14 protein-coding genes and 14 tRNA genes are annotated in these 19,138 nt (G+C 60.3%); 22 read left to right on the plus strand and 6 right to left on the minus strand.

Features of this window, described 5'->3' with window-relative positions:
* Positions 1-3 precede the first annotated feature (3 nt).
* The 18 genes from tolB to nadA all read left to right on the plus strand — a co-directional run bounded on the left by tolB (position 4) and on the right by nadA (position 5,628).
* Positions 4-1,329: a Tol-Pal system beta propeller repeat protein TolB gene (gene tolB, locus KYK33_RS03635; RefSeq protein ID WP_042041562.1), complete on the plus strand. Its 1,326-nt coding sequence runs from the start codon at positions 4-6 to the stop codon at positions 1,327-1,329.
* A 50-nt stretch (positions 1,330-1,379) separates the two neighbouring features.
* Positions 1,380-1,904 carry a peptidoglycan-associated lipoprotein Pal gene (pal, locus tag KYK33_RS03640; protein WP_042041561.1) on the plus strand — a complete coding sequence of 175 codons (525 nt, stop codon included), beginning with the start codon at positions 1,380-1,382 and terminating at the stop codon, positions 1,902-1,904.
* Positions 1,905-1,916: 12 nt separating this feature from the next.
* A complete protein-coding gene (gene ybgF / locus KYK33_RS03645) occupies positions 1,917-2,729 on the plus strand; it encodes a tol-pal system protein YbgF (RefSeq protein ID WP_224432055.1) in 813 nt (270 codons plus the stop codon).
* 173 nt (positions 2,730-2,902) lie between these two features.
* Positions 2,903-2,978, plus strand: a tRNA-Lys gene (locus KYK33_RS03650).
* A 32-nt stretch (positions 2,979-3,010) separates the two neighbouring features.
* Positions 3,011-3,086, plus strand: a tRNA-Val gene (locus KYK33_RS03655).
* A gap of 29 nt (positions 3,087-3,115) precedes the next feature.
* Positions 3,116-3,191 (plus strand) — tRNA-Lys (locus KYK33_RS03660).
* A 33-nt stretch (positions 3,192-3,224) separates the two neighbouring features.
* Positions 3,225-3,300: transfer RNA gene (locus KYK33_RS03665), tRNA-Val, on the plus strand.
* Positions 3,301-3,327: 27 nt separating this feature from the next.
* Positions 3,328-3,403 (plus strand) — tRNA-Lys (locus KYK33_RS03670).
* A 33-nt stretch (positions 3,404-3,436) separates the two neighbouring features.
* Positions 3,437-3,512 (plus strand) — tRNA-Val (locus KYK33_RS03675).
* 27 nt (positions 3,513-3,539) lie between these two features.
* A tRNA-Lys gene (locus KYK33_RS03680) sits at positions 3,540-3,615 on the plus strand.
* Positions 3,616-3,648: 33 nt separating this feature from the next.
* Positions 3,649-3,724: transfer RNA gene (locus KYK33_RS03685), tRNA-Val, on the plus strand.
* A 26-nt stretch (positions 3,725-3,750) separates the two neighbouring features.
* Positions 3,751-3,826 (plus strand) — tRNA-Lys (locus KYK33_RS03690).
* Between the two features lie 33 nt (positions 3,827-3,859).
* A tRNA-Val gene (locus KYK33_RS03695) sits at positions 3,860-3,935 on the plus strand.
* A 40-nt stretch (positions 3,936-3,975) separates the two neighbouring features.
* Positions 3,976-4,051 (plus strand) — tRNA-Lys (locus tag KYK33_RS03700).
* 33 nt (positions 4,052-4,084) lie between these two features.
* Positions 4,085-4,160, plus strand: a tRNA-Val gene (locus KYK33_RS03705).
* Between the two features lie 41 nt (positions 4,161-4,201).
* Positions 4,202-4,277: transfer RNA gene (locus KYK33_RS03710), tRNA-Lys, on the plus strand.
* Positions 4,278-4,310: 33 nt separating this feature from the next.
* A tRNA-Val gene (locus KYK33_RS03715) sits at positions 4,311-4,386 on the plus strand.
* A 168-nt stretch (positions 4,387-4,554) separates the two neighbouring features.
* Positions 4,555-5,628 (plus strand): quinolinate synthase NadA, encoded by a 1,074-nt coding sequence (gene nadA / locus KYK33_RS03720; RefSeq protein ID WP_224432056.1) that lies wholly within the window; start codon positions 4,555-4,557, stop codon positions 5,626-5,628.
* A 195-nt stretch (positions 5,629-5,823) separates the two neighbouring features.
* On the opposite strand, the gene KYK33_RS03730 is transcribed toward nadA, so the two are convergent.
* A complete protein-coding gene (locus tag KYK33_RS03730) occupies positions 5,824-6,690 on the minus strand; it encodes a D-hexose-6-phosphate mutarotase (protein WP_224432057.1) in 867 nt (288 codons plus the stop codon).
* Between the two features lie 111 nt (positions 6,691-6,801).
* On the minus strand, positions 6,802-7,797 hold the full coding sequence (gene gap, locus KYK33_RS03735; RefSeq protein ID WP_033129683.1) for a type I glyceraldehyde-3-phosphate dehydrogenase: 996 nt from the start codon (positions 7,795-7,797) through the stop codon (positions 6,802-6,804).
* Between the two features lie 322 nt (positions 7,798-8,119).
* Between gap and malQ the strand changes: the two genes are divergently transcribed.
* The 4 genes from malQ (at position 8,120) to msrB (ending at position 15,196) form a co-directional block, all read left to right on the plus strand.
* Positions 8,120-10,309, plus strand: coding sequence for a 4-alpha-glucanotransferase (malQ, locus tag KYK33_RS03740; protein ID WP_224432058.1), 2,190 nt, complete (start codon positions 8,120-8,122; stop codon positions 10,307-10,309).
* A gap of 76 nt (positions 10,310-10,385) precedes the next feature.
* Positions 10,386-12,563 carry a 1,4-alpha-glucan branching protein GlgB gene (glgB, locus tag KYK33_RS03745; protein WP_224432059.1) on the plus strand — a complete coding sequence of 726 codons (2,178 nt, stop codon included), beginning with the start codon at positions 10,386-10,388 and terminating at the stop codon, positions 12,561-12,563.
* Positions 12,563-14,644, plus strand: coding sequence for a glycogen debranching protein GlgX (gene glgX, locus KYK33_RS03750; protein ID WP_318010410.1), 2,082 nt, complete (start codon positions 12,563-12,565; stop codon positions 14,642-14,644). The genes glgB and glgX overlap by 1 nt, the downstream gene beginning before the upstream one ends.
* Before the next feature lie 162 nt (positions 14,645-14,806).
* Positions 14,807-15,196, plus strand: coding sequence for a peptide-methionine (R)-S-oxide reductase MsrB (gene msrB, locus KYK33_RS03755; RefSeq protein WP_224432060.1), 390 nt, complete (start codon positions 14,807-14,809; stop codon positions 15,194-15,196).
* 165 nt (positions 15,197-15,361) lie between these two features.
* On the opposite strand, the gene chrA is transcribed toward msrB, so the two are convergent.
* The 4 genes from chrA to KYK33_RS03775 all read right to left on the minus strand — a co-directional run bounded on the left by chrA (position 15,362) and on the right by KYK33_RS03775 (position 19,087).
* The gene (gene chrA, locus KYK33_RS03760) at positions 15,362-16,495 is read right to left on the minus strand and encodes a chromate efflux transporter (RefSeq protein WP_224432061.1); all 1,134 of its coding nucleotides are present in this window, start codon (positions 16,493-16,495) and stop codon (positions 15,362-15,364) included.
* 451 nt (positions 16,496-16,946) lie between these two features.
* Entirely contained in the window at positions 16,947-17,387 is a 441-nt protein-coding gene (locus KYK33_RS03765; protein ID WP_224432062.1) for a nucleotide triphosphate diphosphatase NUDT15, read from the minus strand.
* Positions 17,388-17,657: 270 nt separating this feature from the next.
* Entirely contained in the window at positions 17,658-18,662 is a 1,005-nt protein-coding gene (locus KYK33_RS03770; RefSeq protein WP_042041161.1) for an NADP-dependent oxidoreductase, read from the minus strand.
* Entirely contained in the window at positions 18,659-19,087 is a 429-nt protein-coding gene (locus KYK33_RS03775) for an organic hydroperoxide resistance protein (protein WP_042041159.1), read from the minus strand. The genes KYK33_RS03770 and KYK33_RS03775 overlap by 4 nt, the downstream gene beginning before the upstream one ends.
* Positions 19,088-19,138: the final 51 nt, after the last annotated feature.

A 19,138-nucleotide genomic window follows, 5' to 3' on the forward strand; every position in this document is an offset into this window, starting at 1 on the left:
GCCATGATAAGAAAAGTATTTTTTGCTTTGGTTGGCTGCTTGCTGATGGGCCAGAGCGCCCAGGCGGCGCTGGACATCGTCATCACAGGTGGTATCGACAGCGCCCGTCCCATCGCCGTGGCTCCCTTCAAGTGGAGTGGTGAGGGTCAGTTGCCTCAGGATATTGCCGAGGTGGTCTCCAATGACCTGATGCGCAGCGGCAAGTTCAAGCCGCTGGCTCGTGGCCAGATGCCGCAGACCCCGAGCAGCAGTGGCGAGATTGATTTCGCGCCCTGGGCCTCGCAAGGGGTGGAAGCCGTGGTGGTGGGCACCATAGCCCCTGCCGGCAATGGTTCCTACAAAATCAACTTCGAACTGGTCGATGTGCTCAAGGGGCAGCTAGCCAAGACCCAGGGCGGAGAAGCCAATGGTTACGTGCTCGACAGTCGCATGGCCACCATTCCCGGTGCCCAGATGCGTCAGTTTGCCCACCGTATCTCCGACATCGTCTATGAGCGCCTGACTGGCGAGCGTGGCGCCTTCCTGACTCGCCTGGCCTATGTGGCGGTCGATCAGGGTGCCCAGTTCCCCTACCAACTGCGTATCTCCGACTATGACGGTTACAACGAGAAGGTCTTGCTGCGTTCCCGCGAGCCGCTGATGTCTCCGGCCTGGTCGCCGGATGGCAGCAAGCTGGCTTATGTCAGTTTCGAGAATCAGAAGTCCGAGATCTATGTGCAGGATATTTACAATCAGCAGCGCAGTCTGGTCTCCAGCTTCCGTGGCATTAACGGGGCGCCAGAGTGGTCGCCAGATGGTCGCCGATTGGCTATCGTTCTGTCCAAGGATGGTCAACCGGATATCTATATCATTGATGTTGCTAGCAAGCAGCTGACCCGGGTGACCAATAGCCGCACCATAGACACCGAACCCTCCTGGACGGCAGATGGACAAAGTTTGGTATTCACCTCTGAACGTGGTGGCAAACCCCAGATTTATAGCGTAAATTTGGCGACTGGCGCCACTCGTCGCATCACCTGGGAAGGGGATTCTAACCAGGGTGCGTCCATGACAGCGGACGGCAAGTCCATGGTAGTGGTCACCCGGGAACAGGGACAATATCGCATCGCTCGGCAGGATATGGAAAGCGGAGCCATGTTGGTATTGACCCAGAGTGCATTGGATGAGTCGCCAAGTGTGGCTCCTAATGGCAGCATGATCATCTACTCCACCATCTATCAGGGGCGCAAGAGCCTGGCTCTGGTCTCGACGGATGGTCGCTTCAAGGCAGTATTGCCGACAAGCAGCGGGGAAATACGTGCGCCAGCTTGGTCGCCCTTTCTGAATTGATAATAAATTCAATTGTTTTTTGTTTTGTTATAAAGGTTTAAGGAAATAGCATGCAACTCAATAAACTGCTCAAGGGTCTGGCCATCGCACTGCCACTGTTCACCCTGGCTGCCTGTAGTTCTTCTTCCGACTCCGACGCTTCCGGCGCCGAAGCGGGTATGACCGACGGCATGGGTGGTGTACAGACTGGCTCCGCCAATGGTCTGTTGTCACCGGAAGAGCAGATGCGTCAAAAGTTCGAAGCGCTGCAGCGCGACAACGTCATCTTCTTCCCGTACGACGGTTACGATATCCAGGGTCAATACGCCGACCTGCTGGATGCCCACGCCAGCTACTTGCGTGAGCGCCCGTCCGTCAAGGTACTGATCGAAGGTCACGCCGATGAGCGCGGTACCCCTGAGTACAACATCGCCCTGGGCGAGCGTCGTGCCAAGGCCGTAGCCAAATATCTGCAAACCCTGGGTGTGCAGGCTGAGCAGCTGTCCATCGTCAGCTATGGCGAAGAGAAGCCGCTGGACTTGTCTCACACCGAGGATGCCTTTGCCAAGAACCGTCGTGCGGTTCTGGTCTACTAAGGTTTCATTCGGATGAATCTTGTGTATAAAAATGCGGCCATTTCGATGGCCGCACTTCTATTTAGCATGGGGGCCCACGCCGCGGCGCCTGTGTCCGATCTCTCTGGTGGCGACAGTGCCGTCACCGCCGCCTTCGGCAGCAATGCGGGCGCCATTGTGCCCTCAGGCAGCCTGGAGGACAGGGTGGCGCTGCTGGAGCGCACCCTCAATGCCCGCCTGCGTCTACAGGCCGACTTGCAGCAGCAGGTCGACTCTCTGCAAGGAGAGGTGGCCGACTTGCGTGGTCAGCTGGAGCAGCAGACCTACAAGATGGAGCAGTCCCAGGAGCGCCAGCGCCAGCTCTATCAGGAGCTCGACAAGGTCAGCAGCCAACAGGCCGCTCCGGCCGCAGCTGCCGCCGCCACGGCGGCAACGGCCAGCGCCGCGAGTGCCGCGACCTATTCCAGTAACCAGGATGAAAATCAGGCCTATGATTCGGCCGTGAATCTGGTGCTCAAGGATAAGAACTACGACAAGGCGATCCCGGCATTCCAGGGGTTCATCAAGCAGTTCCCGGATTCGAGCTATGTGCCCAATGCCCACTACTGGCTGGGGCAATTGCTGTTCAACAAGGGGGACAGGCCCGGTGCCACTGCCCAGTTCAAGACCCTGGCTGACAAGTACAGCAAGTCTCCCAAGCGTGCCGATGCACTGGTCAAGTTGGGCATGATAGCTCAGCTGGATGGCAACAAGGCGCAGGCAAAAAGTTACTACGAGCAGGTGATCAAGGGCTATCCCAACACCTCGCCAGCACAGCTCGCCAAGCAGAGCCTCGACAAGCTGTAACATTGCGCTAGGTGGTTGTTTTCGTAACACTCTTGTAAATGTGACAGCAGTTTGTACGCACAGTGAGCAAACGGATTTAAATTAAGAATTTTCTGTTGCACCAAGAATTTAAATCCGTATTATAGGCCGCCGTCAGCGTCGGTACAGTCATGTGCCCGATGCGATGGTGGTATGGGTCGTTAGCTCAGTCGGTAGAGCAGTTGACTTTTAATCAATTGGTCGCTGGTTCGAATCCAGCACGACCCACCATTCTCCACTCCAGAGTGGAAAGCAGTATCCCAGGTCGTTTAGCTCAGCTGGGAGAGCACCTCCCTTACAAGGAGGGGGTCACTGGTTCGAGCCCAGTAACGACCACCAAGTTTGTAAGCAGTACAAATGATTTAGATGGGCCGTTAGCTCAGTCGGTAGAGCAGTTGACTTTTAATCAATTGGTCGCTGGTTCGAATCCAGCACGGCCCACCATCATTTCCCATCATTGAGATGGACAGTTTCCCAGGTCGTTTAGCTCAGCTGGGAGAGCACCTCCCTTACAAGGAGGGGGTCACTGGTTCGAGCCCAGTAACGACCACCAAGTTTGTAAGCAGTAAATGATTTAGATGGGCCGTTAGCTCAGTCGGTAGAGCAGTTGACTTTTAATCAATTGGTCGCTGGTTCGAATCCAGCACGGCCCACCATCATTTCCCATCGTTGAGATGGACAGTTTCCCAGGTCGTTTAGCTCAGCTGGGAGAGCACCTCCCTTACAAGGAGGGGGTCACTGGTTCGAGCCCAGTAACGACCACCAAGTTTGTAAGCAGTAAATGATTTAGATGGGCCGTTAGCTCAGTCGGTAGAGCAGTTGACTTTTAATCAATTGGTCGCTGGTTCGAATCCAGCACGGCCCACCATCATTTCCCATCGTTGAGATGGACAGTTTCCCAGGTCGTTTAGCTCAGCTGGGAGAGCACCTCCCTTACAAGGAGGGGGTCACTGGTTCGAGCCCAGTAACGACCACCAGTTTGTAAGCAGTAAATGATTTAGATGGGCCGTTAGCTCAGTCGGTAGAGCAGTTGACTTTTAATCAATTGGTCGCTGGTTCGAATCCAGCACGGCCCACCATCATATCCCATCGCCGAGATGGACAGTTTCCCAGGTCGTTTAGCTCAGCTGGGAGAGCACCTCCCTTACAAGGAGGGGGTCACTGGTTCGAGCCCAGTAACGACCACCAGTTTGTAAGCCGTACGTTGTAAGCAGTAAGTGATTTAGATGGGCCGTTAGCTCAGTCGGTAGAGCAGTTGACTTTTAATCAATTGGTCGCTGGTTCGAATCCAGCACGGCCCACCATCATTTCCCATCGTTGAGATGGACAGTTTCCCAGGTCGTTTAGCTCAGCTGGGAGAGCACCTCCCTTACAAGGAGGGGGTCACTGGTTCGAGCCCAGTAACGACCACCAAGTTTGTAAGCCGTACGTTGTAAGCAGTAAGTGATTTAGATGGGCCGTTAGCTCAGTCGGTAGAGCAGTTGACTTTTAATCAATTGGTCGCTGGTTCGAATCCAGCACGGCCCACCATCATTTCCCATCGTTGAGATGGACAGTTTCCCAGGTCGTTTAGCTCAGCTGGGAGAGCACCTCCCTTACAAGGAGGGGGTCACTGGTTCGAGCCCAGTAACGACCACCATATTCCAGGCCATCGAGATGGTCACACAAAAAGGCCCGCACGTTTGTGCGGGTCTTTTTGTTGTGGGCGCGCTTGAGCCCTCTGACGGTGATTGTGATTTGTTGATGGGTTTGTGGCCGGCTTCTGGTTATAATTTTGGCCTTTCCAAGCCCTGATGGAACAGTCGCAATGAGCAATGCACTGAGCAGTATCCCTCCCGCGGTTGAGATGGATTACCCCTTCCCGGCCAAACCCGTCCCCTTGAGCCAGGCCGAGAAGAGCCGCTTCATCGAGGAGATCAAGGCGCTGTTGATTGAGCGCCAGGCCGTGCTGATCGCCCACTACTACACGGATCCCGAGATCCAGGCCCTGGCCGAAGCCACCGGTGGTTTCGTCGGTGACTCCCTGGAGATGGCCCGTTTTGGCCGGGATCACGCAGCCCAGACCCTGATCGTGGCGGGGGTGCGTTTCATGGGGGAAACGTCCAAGATCCTGAGTCCCCACAAACAGGTGTTGATGCCGACCCTGAAGGCCGAGTGTTCCCTCGATCTGGGTTGCCCGATTGAGCAGTTCTCCGCCTTCTGCGATGCCCACCCGGATCATATCGTCGTCGTTTATGCCAACACCTCGGCTGCGGTCAAGGCACGGGCAGACTGGGTGGTGACTTCCAGCATTGCGCTCGAAATCGTCGAACATCTCGATAGCCAGGGCCACAAGATCATCTGGGGCCCGGACAGGCACCTGGGCGCCTATATCGAGAAGAAGACCGGTGCCCAGATGCTGCGCTGGCAAGGGCACTGCATCGTCCATGATGAGTTCAAGGCGAGCGCCCTGCGTGCCCTCAAGGCCCAGAATCCGGACGCGGCCGTGCTGGTGCACCCGGAGTCCCCGGCTTCGGTCATCGAGCTGGCCGATGCGGTGGGTTCCACCAGTCAGCTGATCAAGGCGGCGCGGGACTTGCCTCAGAAGAAACTGATCGTGGCGACCGATCGCGGCATCTTCTACAAGATGCAGCAGGCTTGTCCGGACAAGGAGATGGTCGAGGCACCGACCGGTGGTGACGGCGCGACCTGCCGCAGCTGTGCTCATTGCCCCTGGATGGCGATGAACGGCCTGGCGGCTATCAAGGATGCGCTCACCGATGGTGCCGAGCAGCATGAGATATTGGTCGACGAGGCCCTGCGCATCAAGGCATTGATCCCCCTCGATCGCATGTTGGACTTTGCTGCCGAGCTCAAGCTGAAGGTACAGGGTAACGCCTGACAGGCTGCCCATGAGGCTAACCAGCCGCCATGAAAGAGGGCACTCCAGGGTGCCCTCTTGCTATTGGCTGATCGTTAGCAAATCACGGTCGAGAAGCTGTGCTCTTCATCCGGCGCGACGGTCACGCCAGCATCGGCCGTGATGGCGGCTTCGACGCAGAGGTTGGAGTGATAGCCCTCATCGCCCGCTCTGGGGTCAGATGATCACGGTGGAGAAGCTGTGCTCTTCATCCGGCGCGACGGTCACGCCAGCATCGGCGGTGATGGCGGCTTCGACGCAGAGCATGGTGCGGTAGCCATCGTTGCTCATGTCGGCCATGGCGGTGGCCCCTTCCAGCCAAGGGGTCCAGACCACAATGCTGTCGTGGTTGCCGCTGACCACCTGAGTGGTGCGATCGCCATCCTGAACCCGGATCATGGCCTCGGGTTGGTGGTAGACCCGATCAATAGCCGCTGTGAGCGTCAGAGCGCCCTGTTGCTGCGCATCCTGGCCGGTCAGCTTGTCGGCGTAGGGTTCGCCCAGGCCTTGCACCTCGATGGCCTCAGGGGCGCTCACCTGCAAGTAGGTGTGCAGGGCGGCGTTATAGACGATGGGCGCCGACCCTGTGCTGCGGGTTGTCAGGACCAGGGAGAGCTCGCGGCCGACCAGTATATCGAGTTCCAGCTCGAAGGGGTGGGGCCAGAGTGCCTGTGTGGCATCGCTATCGGTCAGGGAGAGATGGACCAGGGTGCCATCTTCGTGATCGCTCACCCCATCCAGTGTCCAGAGGCTGGTACGGGCGAAACCATGGGCTGGTTTGCCGTTGCCTACCCGGGCGGGGGAGGGGCCAAACCAGGGCCAGCAGACAGGTATGCCGCCACGGATAGGCTTGCTGCCATCCAGCACGGCCTTGTCGCTTAGCCAGAGGGATGCTGGCTCACCATGGCGTTGATAGCGCAACACATGGCCACCAAACAGGCTGATCTCGGCCTTGGCGACCCCATTGTCGATATAGAGCAGGGGCAGGCCGGACGCGTTGTTGACTAGCTGGCAGTTGGCAGTCAGGGGACGGAGGGATTGCATGGGAACTCCTTGAGGATCCGGCGATGATTCGACGACCCAACAACAGTGTGCAGATAACAAAAAAGCGGCCAATGGCCGCCTTTTTTACGCTACGTGATGGCGCATCCCAAATTACTTGGAGATGTGAGCGATCAGGTCCAGAACTTTGCTGGAGTAGCCCATTTCGTTGTCGTACCAGGATACAACTTTCACGAATTTGTCGTTCAGTGCGATACCGGCTTTGGCATCGAACACGGAAGTCTGACGCTCACCCAGGAAGTCGGTGGAGACCACTTGATCTTCGGTGTAGCCCAGCACGCCCTTCATGGAGCCTTCGGAGGCTGCTTTCATGGCTGCGCAGATTTCGGCGTAGGTGGCGGCTTTCTTCAGGTTGACGGTCAGGTCAACAACGGACACGTCCGGAGTCGGTACGCGGAACGCCATACCGGTCAGTTTGCCGTTCAGCTCAGGGATGACCACGCCAACAGCTTTGGCTGCACCGGTAGAGGACGGGATGATGTTCTGAGCCGCACCGCGGCCACCGCGCCAGTCTTTGGCAGACGGACCATCAACGGTCTTCTGGGTAGCAGTGGTAGCGTGGACAGTGGTCATCAGGCCGGATTCGATACCGAAGGTATCGTTCAGAACCTTGGCGATCGGGGCCAGGCAGTTGGTGGTGCAGGAAGCGTTGGAAACGATGTCCTGGCCAGCGTAGGTAGAGTCGTTAACACCCATGACGAACATAGGGGTAGCGTCTTTGGACGGGCCAGTCAGTACGACTTTCTTGGCACCGGCAGCGATGTGCTTACGTGCAGTGGCGTCGTCCAGGAACAGACCGGTAGCCTCGGCAACCACGTCAACACCGATGGCATCCCATTTCAGGTTGGCCGGGTCACGCTCAGCGGTAACACGCACGGTTTTACCGTTAACAACCAGGTTGCCGTCTTTGACTTCAACGGTGCCATTGAAACGGCCGTGAGTGGAGTCGTACTTCAGCATGTAAGCCATGTAGTCAACGTCGATCAGGTCGTTGATACCAACAACTTCGATGTCAGCGCGCTCAGCGGCCAGACGGAAAACGAAACGACCGATACGGCCAAAACCGTTAATACCTACTTTGATAGTCATAATTGGTTACCTAACTGTTCAGTAGTCAAAGAAAATTCCGTTTGTAAATTTACTAGAACTCACCGGTGAGTCAACCAACAATCTGCTCGAAATTGCGCTATATCATGAAAAACTGTGAAATTTATTTTCTGTTTATGTAACTGACTACCAGTTTTTGTCGAAAGAGATAACCCAAATAGTGCCTACTCTGTCACACAACCCCCGGGTCAGATGTGTGAAAATGGCGGCGGTTTGGCGTGGCCAAAGAGCCAGTTCGCCTGTAAGACCCATAAAAACTAAACAAAATAGTATAGACAGAATCCACAGCGGGAATTCTCAAACTATGACCACCCTGATAGAACAGCTGGCTGCCGCCAAAGGCATTGCCAGCGAGTATGTTGATGCCTGGGGCCAACCGGCCCAGGTATCCCAAGAGAGCAAGGCCGCCATGCTGGGGGCCATGGGCTACCAGGTCGATGACGACGCGACGCTTACCGCCCAATTGGAACAGGAGTACCGCCAGCACTGGTTGCGCGCCCTGGATCCCGTGATGGTGGTGCGTGAAGGCGAGCCCATCGTGCTGGAGTTGCGTCTGCCCATTGATTTTGTCAACGACACCCTCAGCTGGCAGCTGGCGCTGGAGCAGGGGGGCGCGTTGTCCGGTCAGCTCACCCCGGTCGAGGGCGAACTGGTCGGCGTCGCCGAATTTGAAGAGATGGAGTGTCAGGCCTATCGCGTGGCGTTGGCGGTGCAGCCCGAGCTCGGCTATCACCAGCTGACACTGCTGGAAGAGGGCAACGACGAGCCCCTGGCCAGCATGCGGCTCATCGTCGCGCCCAAGGCGTGCTATAAACAGGCGCCCATCGCCAACGGCCGCAAGGTGTGGGGGCCGAGCGTGCAGCTCTATTGCCTGCGCAGCCGCACCAACTGGGGCATTGGCGACTTCAGCGATCTGGGCTTGCTGGTCGAGCGCGTGGCTGGCTGGGGCGCACACTTCGTCGGTCTGAACCCCATTCATGCCCTCTATCCGGCCAATCCGGAGAGTGCCAGCCCCTATAGCCCCTCTTCCCGTCGCTGGTTGAACCTCATCTACATCGACGTGGAAGCCGTGCCTGAATTCCAGGCCAATGCGGCCCTCAAGGCCGAAGTCGCCTCATCCTCCTTCCAGCAGCAGCTCGCCTCGTTGCGCGCCAAGGAGTACGTGGACTACAGCGGCGTCACCGCCATCAAGCTACCCATGCTGCGCCAGGTGTTCGATCAGAGCCCGTTGAGCGGCACCCGCCTCGCGGCCTTCGAATCCTTCGTCGCAGCCGGTGGTGACAGCCTGCAGCAGCAGGCGAGCTTCGACGCTATCCAGGCCAGCCTCTATGCAGAAGGTCAAAATGCCTGGGGCTGGCCAGTCTGGCCCGAGGCCTTGCAGGATTACCACAATGCGGAGGTCGCCAGCTGGGTGGCCGCCCACAGCCAGGAGGTGAGATTCTACCTCTACCTGCAGTTCCTGGCCGATGAGCAGCTCGCCGCGGCCGATGCCAGGGCCAAGGCGGCCGGTATGGTGATGGGGATCTACCGGGATCTGGCGGTGGGGGTCTCCGAAGGCTCGACCGAGATCTGGGCCAACCGTGAACTCTATTGCCCGAAAGCCTCGGTCGGTGCGCCGCCCGATATCCTGGGGCCACTCGGCCAGAACTGGGGTCTGCCCCCCATGAATCCGAGCCAGCTCTTTGAAGCGGCCTATCAGCCCATGGTGGACATGTTCAGGGCCAACATGCGTTCGTGCGGCGCGCTGCGCATCGACCATGTCATGGCCTTGCTGCGGCTGTGGTGGGTGCCGCCTGGTGCCTCTGCGGCCAAAGGGGCCTATATCTACTACCCGGTCGATGACCTGCTTGGCATACTGGCGCTGGAGTCCCACCGCAATCAGTGTCTGCTGATAGGGGAAGATCTCGGCACTGTGCCTGAGGGCATAGATGTGACCCTCAAAGAGAATGGCGTCCACTCCTACAAGGTGTTCTTCTTCGAGCGATCCAAGGAGGATGGCGGCTATATCTCCCCTGCCCACTACACCGAGCAGGCGATGTCGGCCCTGACCACCCACGACATGCCGACCCTGAAGGGGTTCTGGCATTGTGACGATCTGGCGCTCGGCAAGGAGCTGGGACTCTACCCGGACGAGGCGGTACTCAAGACCCTCTATGCGGATCGCCACCAGGCCAAGCAGAGTATCCTCGACAGTCTGCATGGCCATGGGGTCATCTCCCCCAACGTCAGTCATGACGTCAACTGGGTTGGCATGAATACCGAGCTGAACCATGGTTTGCAGATCCACATGTCCCGTGGCAGCTGCGCCCTGTTCAGCACCCAGCTGGAAGATTGGCTGGAGATGGACAAACCGGTCAACGTGCCTGGTACCAGTTACGAATACCCGAACTGGCGTCGCAAGCTGTCGGCGGATCTGGAAGATCTGTTCGAGAGCGAGTCGCTCAAGGCGTTGGCGGCTCGTATGAGTCAGGCCCGCGATGAGGCCAGTCGTTGAGTCGTTTTTCCATGACTCGCTCACATCCGCTCGGGCCCTGGCCCGGGCGGATGCTCTGCTATGAAAGGATGTCCCTATGCTCGTTGAACGCTTGGCTGCGGCCCGTTGTGCCGATCCCTTCTCTCACTTAGGCCTCTGCGCGAATCCGGACGGACCCGGTCTGAGGTTGAGGGCCTGGTTGCCCGATGCCATCGAGGTCGGCGTCAAGGATCTCAAGTCGGGCAAGCTGGTCACCACCCTGACTCCCAGTGACCCATCGGGTCTTTTTGAAACTGTTTTCACCCGCCGCAAACTCCCCTTTCCCTATCAGCTCATCGCCCGCTATGCCGATGCCAGCCACGACATCATCGATCCCTATCAGTGCCAGGATGCCGCCTGGCACGGCCTGGCCGAACTGACCGCGGCCCCCGAGCATCTCTATCAGACCCTGGGGGCTCAGCTCACCACCATCACCCACCTCGGCCAGTCGATTGCCGGGGTGCGTTTCGCCGTCTATGCCCCGAGTGCCACTGCTGTGAGCCTCATCGGCGACTTCAACCTGTGGGATGGTCGTCGTCACCCCATGCAGCGCAGCCTGTGTGGTCACTGGGTACTGTTCGTGCCCGGTATGCAGGCCGGGGCACGCTACAAGTTCGAGCTCAAGGATCTGGCGGGCAATCGGCTGCCCCACAAGAGCGATCCGGTCGGCTTCTACTGCGAGCAGTATCCGTCGTTCGCCTCGGTGGTCTACGACCATGAACAGTACCAGTGGCAAGATGGCGACTGGCAAGCCCGCTGTGGCGGTGACAAGCGCGAGCAGGCACTTTCCATTTATGAGCTGCATGTGGGCTCCTGGAAGCGCCACCCCAATGGCGACAGCCTGAGTTGGCGCGAACTGGCGGTGGATCTGGTGGGCTACGTCACCGACATGGGCTACACCCACATCGAACTGCTACCGGTCTCGGAGCACCCGTTCAGCGGTTCCTGGGGTTATCAGCCGGTGGGCATGTTCTCTCCGACCAGCCGCTTTGGCAGTGCCGATGACTTCAAATTCTTCGTCGATGCCTGCCATCAGGCGGGAATTGGCGTCATCCTGGATTGGGTGCCTGCCCACTTCCCGTCCGATGCCCATGGTCTGGCCCGCTTCGATGGCACGCCGCTCTACGAGTACGAGGATCCGCGCCGGGGCTGGCACCCGGACTGGAACTCCTACATCTATGATTTTGGCCGGGACACGGTGCGCCAGTTCCTGGTGGCGAGCGCCCTCTACTGGCTCGACAAGTTCCACATCGATGGCCTGCGGGTCGATGCGGTCGCCTCCATGCTCTATCTGGACTATTCGCGCAATGCCGGGGAGTGGGTACCCAACGTCGATGGCGGCAACCACAACTACGAGGCGATCAGCCTGCTCAAGTGGTTCAACGAAGCAGTCTATGGTCAGTATCCCAACGCGGTGACCATAGCCGAGGAGTCCACCGCCTTCGCCGGCGTTTCTCGTCCCACCTTCCTGGGCGGGTTGGGGTTTGGTTTCAAGTGGAATATGGGCTGGATGCACGACACCCTGAGCTACATGCAGAAGGAGCCGGTGCATCGCCGTTATCACCACAACGAGATGACCTTCGCCATGGTGTACCACTATGACGAGAACTTCATCCTGCCGCTCTCCCACGACGAGGTGGTGCACGGTAAACACTCCCTGCTCTACAAGATGCCGGGGGATGAGTGGCAGCAAGCCGCCAACCTGCGCGCCTACATGGGGTACATGTACGGTCATCCGGGTAAAAAGCTCAATTTCATGGGCACCGAAATCGCGCAGAGCAGCGAGTGGAACCATGATGCCCAGTTGCCCTGGCACCTGCTGCACTTCCCGAAACACGCGGGCCAGCAGGCGCTGATCCGCGATCTCAACCAGCTCTATCGCCAGGAAACTGCCCTCTTCGAGGCGGATCATGAGCGTCAGGGATTCCGCTGGCTGGATCATAACGATGCCGACAACAGCATCCTGGCCTGGCTGCGCGCCGACTTGAATGGCAACGGATCCGTGCTGGTCGCCAGCAACTTTACCCCGGTACCGCGTCAACACTATCGACTCGGTGTGCCGGGCGCTGGCCGTTATCGGGTGCTGCTCAACACCGACAGCGAGCATTACTGGGGCAGCAATTATGATGTGGGTTTGGATTTTGTCGCCGAGTCGACCCCCTGGCAGGGCATGAGCCACTCCATCGAACTGGACTTGCCACCGCTTGCGACCTTGTTCATCAAACAGGAGTCTTGATGGTCAATATCGAGAAGGGAAGCGGCCAGCGCCTCGGGGCCTGGCTGGATGAGACGGGATGTCAGTTCTGCGTCTGGGCACCGCAAGCAGAGCGGGTCGAGCTCTGCCTCTATGACGAGCAGGAGCAGGAGACGGCTTGTCTGGTGTTGCCCGGGCAGCGTGGTCAGTACCGGTTCGGCCATGTCAGCGGCATAGGGGCGGGTCAGCGTTACGGCTATCGCCTCTATGGCGAACCTCAGGATGGCCTGCTGTTTGATGGCGACAAGCTGCTGATAGACCCCTATGCGCGTGGGCTCTCCCGCCCGCTGCGCTGGGATACCGAGAGTTACGAGGGGGATAGCGCGGCCATGCAGGCCAAGTCGGTGGTGGTCCGGGATGATTTCGACTGGCAGGGGGTGACCAAGCCGACCATTAGCCCGGCGCAGACCCTGATTTATGAAGCCCACGTCAAGGGCTTCACCAAGCTGCACCCTGCCATCCCGGAGGCCGAACGGGGCACCTATCTGGGGCTCTGCCATCCCCTGATGCTGACCCACCTCAAGTCGCTCGGCATCAGTTCATTGCAACTGATGCCGGTGGCGGCCTTCATGGCCGAACCCAGGCTGGAGGATCTGGGGCTCACCAACTATTGGGGCTACAACCCGGTCGCCTTCTTTGCCCCCGAGCCGCGCTACGCCGTGCGGGACGCTGTGACCGAGTTCAAGACCATGGTGCGCGAGCTGCACCGGGCCGGGATAGAGGTGATCCTGGATGTGGTCTACAACCATACCGCCGAATCGGGGTTTGACGGGCCAGTGCTGTCGTTCAAGGGGCTGGATAACAGCGGCTATTACAGTTTCGAACCCGGCGCCCATGGCCCGGATTTCAACCGTTATGCCAATGTCACCGGCTGTGGCAACAGCGTGAATCTGGATCACCCCAACAGCCTGCGGCTGGTGCTCGATGCCCTGCGCTACTGGGTGACCGAGATGCAGGTGGATGGTTTTCGCTTCGATCTCGCGGTGACCCTGGGGCGGGAGGCGGGGGAGTTCGAACCCATGGGGGCCTTCTTCAAGGCGCTGCTGGCCGATCCCGTGCTCGCCGGGGTCAAGCTCATCGCAGAGCCCTGGGACATTGGCCCGTTCGGCTACCGACTCGGTCAGTTCCCGAGCCAGTGGCAGGAGATCAACGATCGCTACCGGGATACGGTGCGCGCCTTCTGGCGTGGAGATGGCGGCAAGATGGCGGATCTTGCCACCCGCTTGATGGGCTCGCGGGATCTCTTCCCCAAGAACTGGCGCTCGCCGCATACCAGCATCAACTACCTCTGCTACCACGATGGCTTCACCCTGGAGGATCTGGTCTCTTACAACCAGCGCCACAACCAGGCCAATGGCGAGGATAACCGGGACGGTCACGGCAACAACCTCTCCAGCAACCACGGGGTGGAGGGGCCGACGCTCGATCCCAGGATCAGCAGTCTGCGGCTCCAGCAGAAACGCAATCTGATCGCCACCCTGTTGCTCTCCCAGGGTACCCCGCACTTTCTCGGCGGTGATGAGATGGGACGCAGTCAGCTCGGCAACAACAACGCCTACTGCCAGGACAACCAGATAAGCTGGGTCAATTGGCAATGGCGGCCGGAGGATGAGCGGCTGCTCGCGTTCACCCGGCAGATGGTGGCGCTGCGGGCCAGCTCCGAGGTCTTCTCCAACTTGCGGCTGTGTGACGACAGCTGGAATGGCGCCCAGGAGCACTGCCATCGCGTCGACTGGTATCACCCGGACGGTCATCCGCTCACGGATCAGGATTGGCAGGCGCCCATGGGCCAAGCCTTCGCCATGGATATTGGTTCTCTGGATGAGGAGGGGGAGCGTTGGCTGGTGCTGTTCAATGCCAGTGGTTATGACATCCAGTTCCGTCTGCCGCCCCCGGGGGAGGGGATGGAGTGGGTGCAGACCATAGACACGGCCACCAATGATGGCTTGCCCTTCCTGCCCGATGACATCAAGCGTCAGGTTGCCGTGGGGAGGGCTCACGCCCTCAAACTGCTGGAGCGAGTCAGTCCGCCACTCGACCCTGTGGGTCATCATGCTCCCTGAATCCCGGTAGGCTGATCCTGGCAGATCAGCGGGATCAGCGGTTTTATCTGCCAAGGGGATCACAATCTCGCTTTTCCGGATATTTTGTGGGGTGGAGTCGGGGGCGTTGGCTGGTTATGCTGTGGCCCCTGTCTCACAGACCCTGCGCCGTGGAGGCAAGATTTGAGTGCAAATAACCCTGAAAACTGGCGCCACACCTTAAGCCCCGAGCAGTTCCATGTCTGCTGGGAGCGGGGCACTGAACAGCCTTACAGCGGCGCCCTGCTGCACAACCGCAAGAGTGGTGAATACCTCTGCACCTGCTGCAAACAGGTGATCTTCCCCTCGAGTGCCAAGTTTGATGCCGGTTGTGGCTGGCCCTCGTTCGACAGAGCCCTCGACGGCAGGGTGGATTACCGCAACGATGGCAGCCACGGCATGAAGCGAGTCGAGATCAGCTGCGCCGGTTGCGGGTCTCACCTGGGGCACGTCTTCCCGGATGGGCCAACCGAGACGGGGCAACGCTACTGCGTCAATAGTTTGAGCCTGGATTTTCAGGCCGACGAACCTTAGCAGGGCGTACAGACGAGAGATGAAAACGGCGACGCTGCCCGGCAGCGTCGCCGTTTTTTATGGGCGATGGAAAAGCCAGTCCCAGCGTCGGGCAGGCGCCGCTGTGGCGAGACGGACTCAGGCCAGCAGGCTGTTGTAACCGGGCAGCAGGGGCAGGCAAGTAAGTCAGGCCAATAGCAGGCTGCAGCCGAGCAGCAGGGCGGCCAGAGCCAGTATGGGCAGCTTCATCACCCGCAGCAGGAAGAGGCCGACTGCGGCCAGTGCGAGATCTCTCGGGGCCAGTACCGCGCTCTGCCAGATGGGTTGATAGAGGGCCGCCAGCAGCAGCCCCACCACGGCGGCGTTGATACCCGCGACGCCCCCCGCCAGCCGGGGCCTGGCCAGCAGTGCCTGCCAGCAGGGACTCAGGGCCCAGAGCAGCAGGAAGCCCGGCAGGAAGAGCGCCAGGGTCGCGAGCAGCGCGCCGAGCAGCGCCTGCTGTGGCAGCATCAAGGCCCCCAGATAGCTGGCCAGGGTAAACATGGGGCCTGGCACCAATTGCGCCAGGCTGTAACCGGTCAGGAACTGGCTGGGGCTCAAGGCCTGGCCCGCGCTCTGCTCGAGCAGAGGTAGCACCACATGGCCACCACCGAACACCAGGCTGCCCGCCCGGAAGAAGTCGGCAACCAGGCGGCCCGGCTCTGAACTGGCCAACAAGGGCAATCCGAGGAAGAGCAGCGTGAACAGGATCAGGCTGGGCCAATGAGGTCCCTGCCAGGGGGTGGACTGGGGGGCGGCGACCTTGGCCAGACGGGCACAGAGCAGGGCCCCGGCCAGCATCATCAACAACTGGGTGAGGAGACCCGGCTGCCACCAGAGCGCGGCCGCCGTTGCCACCATGATCCCTTGAGTCAGGGCGCTTTTGCAGAACTGACGCGCCATGCTGAGCACGGCATCGGCGACCACCACCAGCGCCAGCAGCTTGAGGCCATGGAGGGCGGCGTCCAGCCAGAGATTTTTCGCAAGCTGACCCAGGCCCAGGGCGGCGAGGATCAGCAACAGGAAGGAGGGCAAGGTGAAGCCTACAAAGGCCGCCAGTGCGCCCCCCAGACCGGCTCTGTGGCGGCCGATGGCAAAGCCGAGTTGGCTGGAGGCCGGTCCCGGCAGCAGTTGGCACAGCGCCAGCTGTTGGGCGAACTCGGCCTGACTGAGCCAACCGAGCCGCTCGACGAAGGTGCGCTGGAAGTAGCCAATGTGAGCAGCCGGGCCGCCGAAGCTGGTGCAACCCAGCCAAAGAAACTGCAGAAAAACCCCTGTCATCCCTGAACTCGCATCCTGATAAAACCTGCATGATACAAGAGTTTCATGAATCGCAGATAACAAGGGCGCGGGCCCTAGCCCTGCAGATTCAGGCGCTTGCCGGCAGGTAGCAGGCACCAGCCAGCCAGCAGGCGATGGTCACTCTGTCGGCTGGCCCGGTTGCGGCAGATAGCAGCGTCCGGCCAGCCAGCAGGCGATGGTCACTCTGTCGGCTGGCCTGGTTGCGGCAGATAGCGGTGCCCCGCCAGCCAGCAGGCGATGGTCACTCTGTCGGCTGGCCCGGTTGCGGCAGATAGCAGCGCCCGGCCAGCCAGCAGGCGATGGGGATTAGGTCGGCTGGCCCGGTTGCGGCAGATAGCAGCGCCCCGCCAGCCAGCAGGTGATGGTCACTCTGTCGGCTGGCCCGGCTGTGGCAGATAGCAGCGTCCCGCCAGCCAGCAGGCGATGGGGATTAGGTCGGCTGGCCCGGTTGCGGCAGATAGCAGCGCCCGGCCAGCCAGCAGGCGATGGACTGGCGACTGGCATCGAAGTGGGGCTCGGGTAGCGCGCGGGGATCGCACCAGACCCAGCCCTCGCACTTGTCCGGCTCCAGCAGTTGCGCCTCCCCCTCCACCTCGGCCAGCAGGGTGACAGAGATGTAGTGCAGTCCGCTCTCGCGCCAGGTCTCCAGGTTGTTGGTGACGGCGATGACGCTGGGGTGCGTGATGAGAAAACCTGTCTCCTCGGCCACCTCCCGGATGGCCGCCGACTCGAAGCTCTCGCCAAGTTCCAGATGGCCGCCGGCGATGGACCAGTAGGGGGCGTGGCTGCCCTTGCGCTTGCCAAGCAGCACCTGGCCCTGATGGTTGACGAGGATGACACCGACCCCGACGCGAGGATAGGGAGTGGACATAAGAAGAGCTCCTTGCCGAAACGGGATGACGCTATAAAAAACGGGCCCACCTTAGGACGGATGGGCCCGTTTCGCAAGTTGCCGCTGGATGATCCCGGGGACACGGTAGCTTGCCGTTTCTCTATCTGCCAATCAGATGGCTATCGCGATATCACATCTGCTTGGCAGATGGTAAATACACGGCCAGGGGCCCCACTGTGGCTGGCAGGCCGTCAGTCCAGCTTGATCTGCATCTTGCCGGCGCTGTGCCCCTCGACGTGCGGCTGGCTGTTAGCCCAGCTTGACCAGCATCTTGCCGGTGTTGCGGCCCTCGAACAGCCCGATAAAGGCTTGCGGCATGCTGGCCAGCCCCTCGCTGATGGTCTCCTCGGCCTGCAGGGCGCCAGCCTCGAAGGCGGGGATCGCCTCGGCCAGGAAGTCCCCGTAGTGTTGCCAGTGATCGGAGACCAGCAGCCCCTGCATCAGGATGCGCTTGCGGATCATCTGGGCCAGGTTGCGCGGGCCGCTCCCTTGGCCGTTGCTGTTGTACTGCTCGATGAGGCCGCACAGCACGATGCGTCCGTGCAGTGCCATGTTGTTGAGGGCCGCGTCCAGCATGGCGCCCCCCACGTTCTCGAAATAGACCTGAATGCCATCCGGAGCGAGGCGGGCCAGCTCGGCGTCGAGATCCGGCGTCTCCCGATAGTTGATCACCGCATCTGCACCGAGCGTCTTGAGGTAGGCGACCTTGTCGGCGGAGCCGGTGGAGCCGATCACCCGGGCTCCGGCCCGCTTGGCAAGCTGCACCGCCATGGTGCCGACCGCGCCCGAAGCGGCCGAGACCAGCAGGGTCTCACCGGCCTGCAGGCGGGCGACCTTGTGCAAGCCCGCCCAGGCGGTCATGCCCGGCATGCCGAGGGCGCCGAGGAATAGTTGGGATGGCAGCGCCGTGGCGGGCAACCGGGTCAGTTGCTCCCCCTTGGCGACGAAGGCGTCTCGCCAGCCCAGCATGCTGCTCACCCGGTCACCCACCTTGAAATCGGGATGGCGCGACGCCTGCACGGTGCCGATGGCACCGCCGTCGAGGGCGCTGTTAAGGGCGAAGGGCGGCACATAGCTCTTGGCCAGGGACATGCGGCCCCGCATATAGGGATCCACCGACAGCCACTGGTTGCTGACCTGGACTTCGCCCTCTTGCAGAGGAGGCAGCAGGATCTCGGTCAGGGTGAAATCGGCCAGGTTCGGCAGGCCGGACGGGTAGCGCAGCAGTTGGATCTGGCGGCTGATCTGGTTCATTTGGTCTCCTCCAGCAGTTGGCCGTTGAGCAGCAGGCGAGTGGCGACATTGCCGCGCATAGCATTGGAGAAGGGGCAGGTCTGGTGCGCCTGACGCACTATCTGCTCGGCATGACTGCCTGTGAGTGTGACGTCCAGTTCGATGGCGAAGGTGAAGGTACCGTCGGCGCGAGCCAGCAGATCGACCGTGGTGGCGACGGGAGCCGTGTCGAGCGGCGCTCCCAGGGCCTTGGCGACATGGAGCAGGGCATTGGAGAAGCAGGCGGCATAGCCGGCGGCCAGCAACTGCTCCGGGTTGTTGCCCTGGCCGTTGCCGCCGAGGGCGCTTGGCAGTGCCAGGGCCAGCTGCAGTGTGCCGTCCTGGGTGTGAACTTCACCGTTGCGGCCGGCCTGGGCCAGCGCCTGGGTGCGATAGAGGCTCTTCATAGTGGTGTCTCGCTTTCATTTGTGTGCAAAGTAAATTCAGGCTAATACCGC

Source organism: Aeromonas rivuli (assembly GCF_020149575.1).
Taxonomy (GTDB): domain Bacteria; phylum Pseudomonadota; class Gammaproteobacteria; order Enterobacterales; family Aeromonadaceae; genus Aeromonas; species Aeromonas rivuli.

Coding starts and splice junctions, on each gene's coding strand:
- tolB (WP_042041562.1), top strand. CDS start 4: ATGATAAGAAAAGTATTTTTTGCTTTGGTTGGCTGCTTGCTGATGGGC.
- pal (WP_042041561.1), top strand. CDS start 1,380: ATGCAACTCAATAAACTGCTCAAGGGTCTGGCCATCGCACTGCCACTG.
- ybgF (WP_224432055.1), top strand. CDS start 1,917: ATGAATCTTGTGTATAAAAATGCGGCCATTTCGATGGCCGCACTTCTA.
- nadA (WP_224432056.1), top strand. CDS start 4,555: ATGAGCAATGCACTGAGCAGTATCCCTCCCGCGGTTGAGATGGATTAC.
- KYK33_RS03730 (WP_224432057.1), bottom strand. CDS start 6,690: ATGCAATCCCTCCGTCCCCTGACTGCCAACTGCCAGCTAGTCAACAAC.
- gap (WP_033129683.1), bottom strand. CDS start 7,797: ATGACTATCAAAGTAGGTATTAACGGTTTTGGCCGTATCGGTCGTTTC.
- malQ (WP_224432058.1), top strand. CDS start 8,120: ATGACCACCCTGATAGAACAGCTGGCTGCCGCCAAAGGCATTGCCAGC.
- glgB (WP_224432059.1), top strand. CDS start 10,386: ATGCTCGTTGAACGCTTGGCTGCGGCCCGTTGTGCCGATCCCTTCTCT.
- glgX (WP_318010410.1), top strand. CDS start 12,563: ATGGTCAATATCGAGAAGGGAAGCGGCCAGCGCCTCGGGGCCTGGCTG.
- chrA (WP_224432061.1), bottom strand. CDS start 16,495: ATGACAGGGGTTTTTCTGCAGTTTCTTTGGCTGGGTTGCACCAGCTTC.
- KYK33_RS03765 (WP_224432062.1), bottom strand. CDS start 17,387: ATGTCCACTCCCTATCCTCGCGTCGGGGTCGGTGTCATCCTCGTCAAC.
- KYK33_RS03770 (WP_042041161.1), bottom strand. CDS start 18,662: ATGAACCAGATCAGCCGCCAGATCCAACTGCTGCGCTACCCGTCCGGC.
- KYK33_RS03775 (WP_042041159.1), bottom strand. CDS start 19,087: ATGAAGAGCCTCTATCGCACCCAGGCGCTGGCCCAGGCCGGCCGCAAC.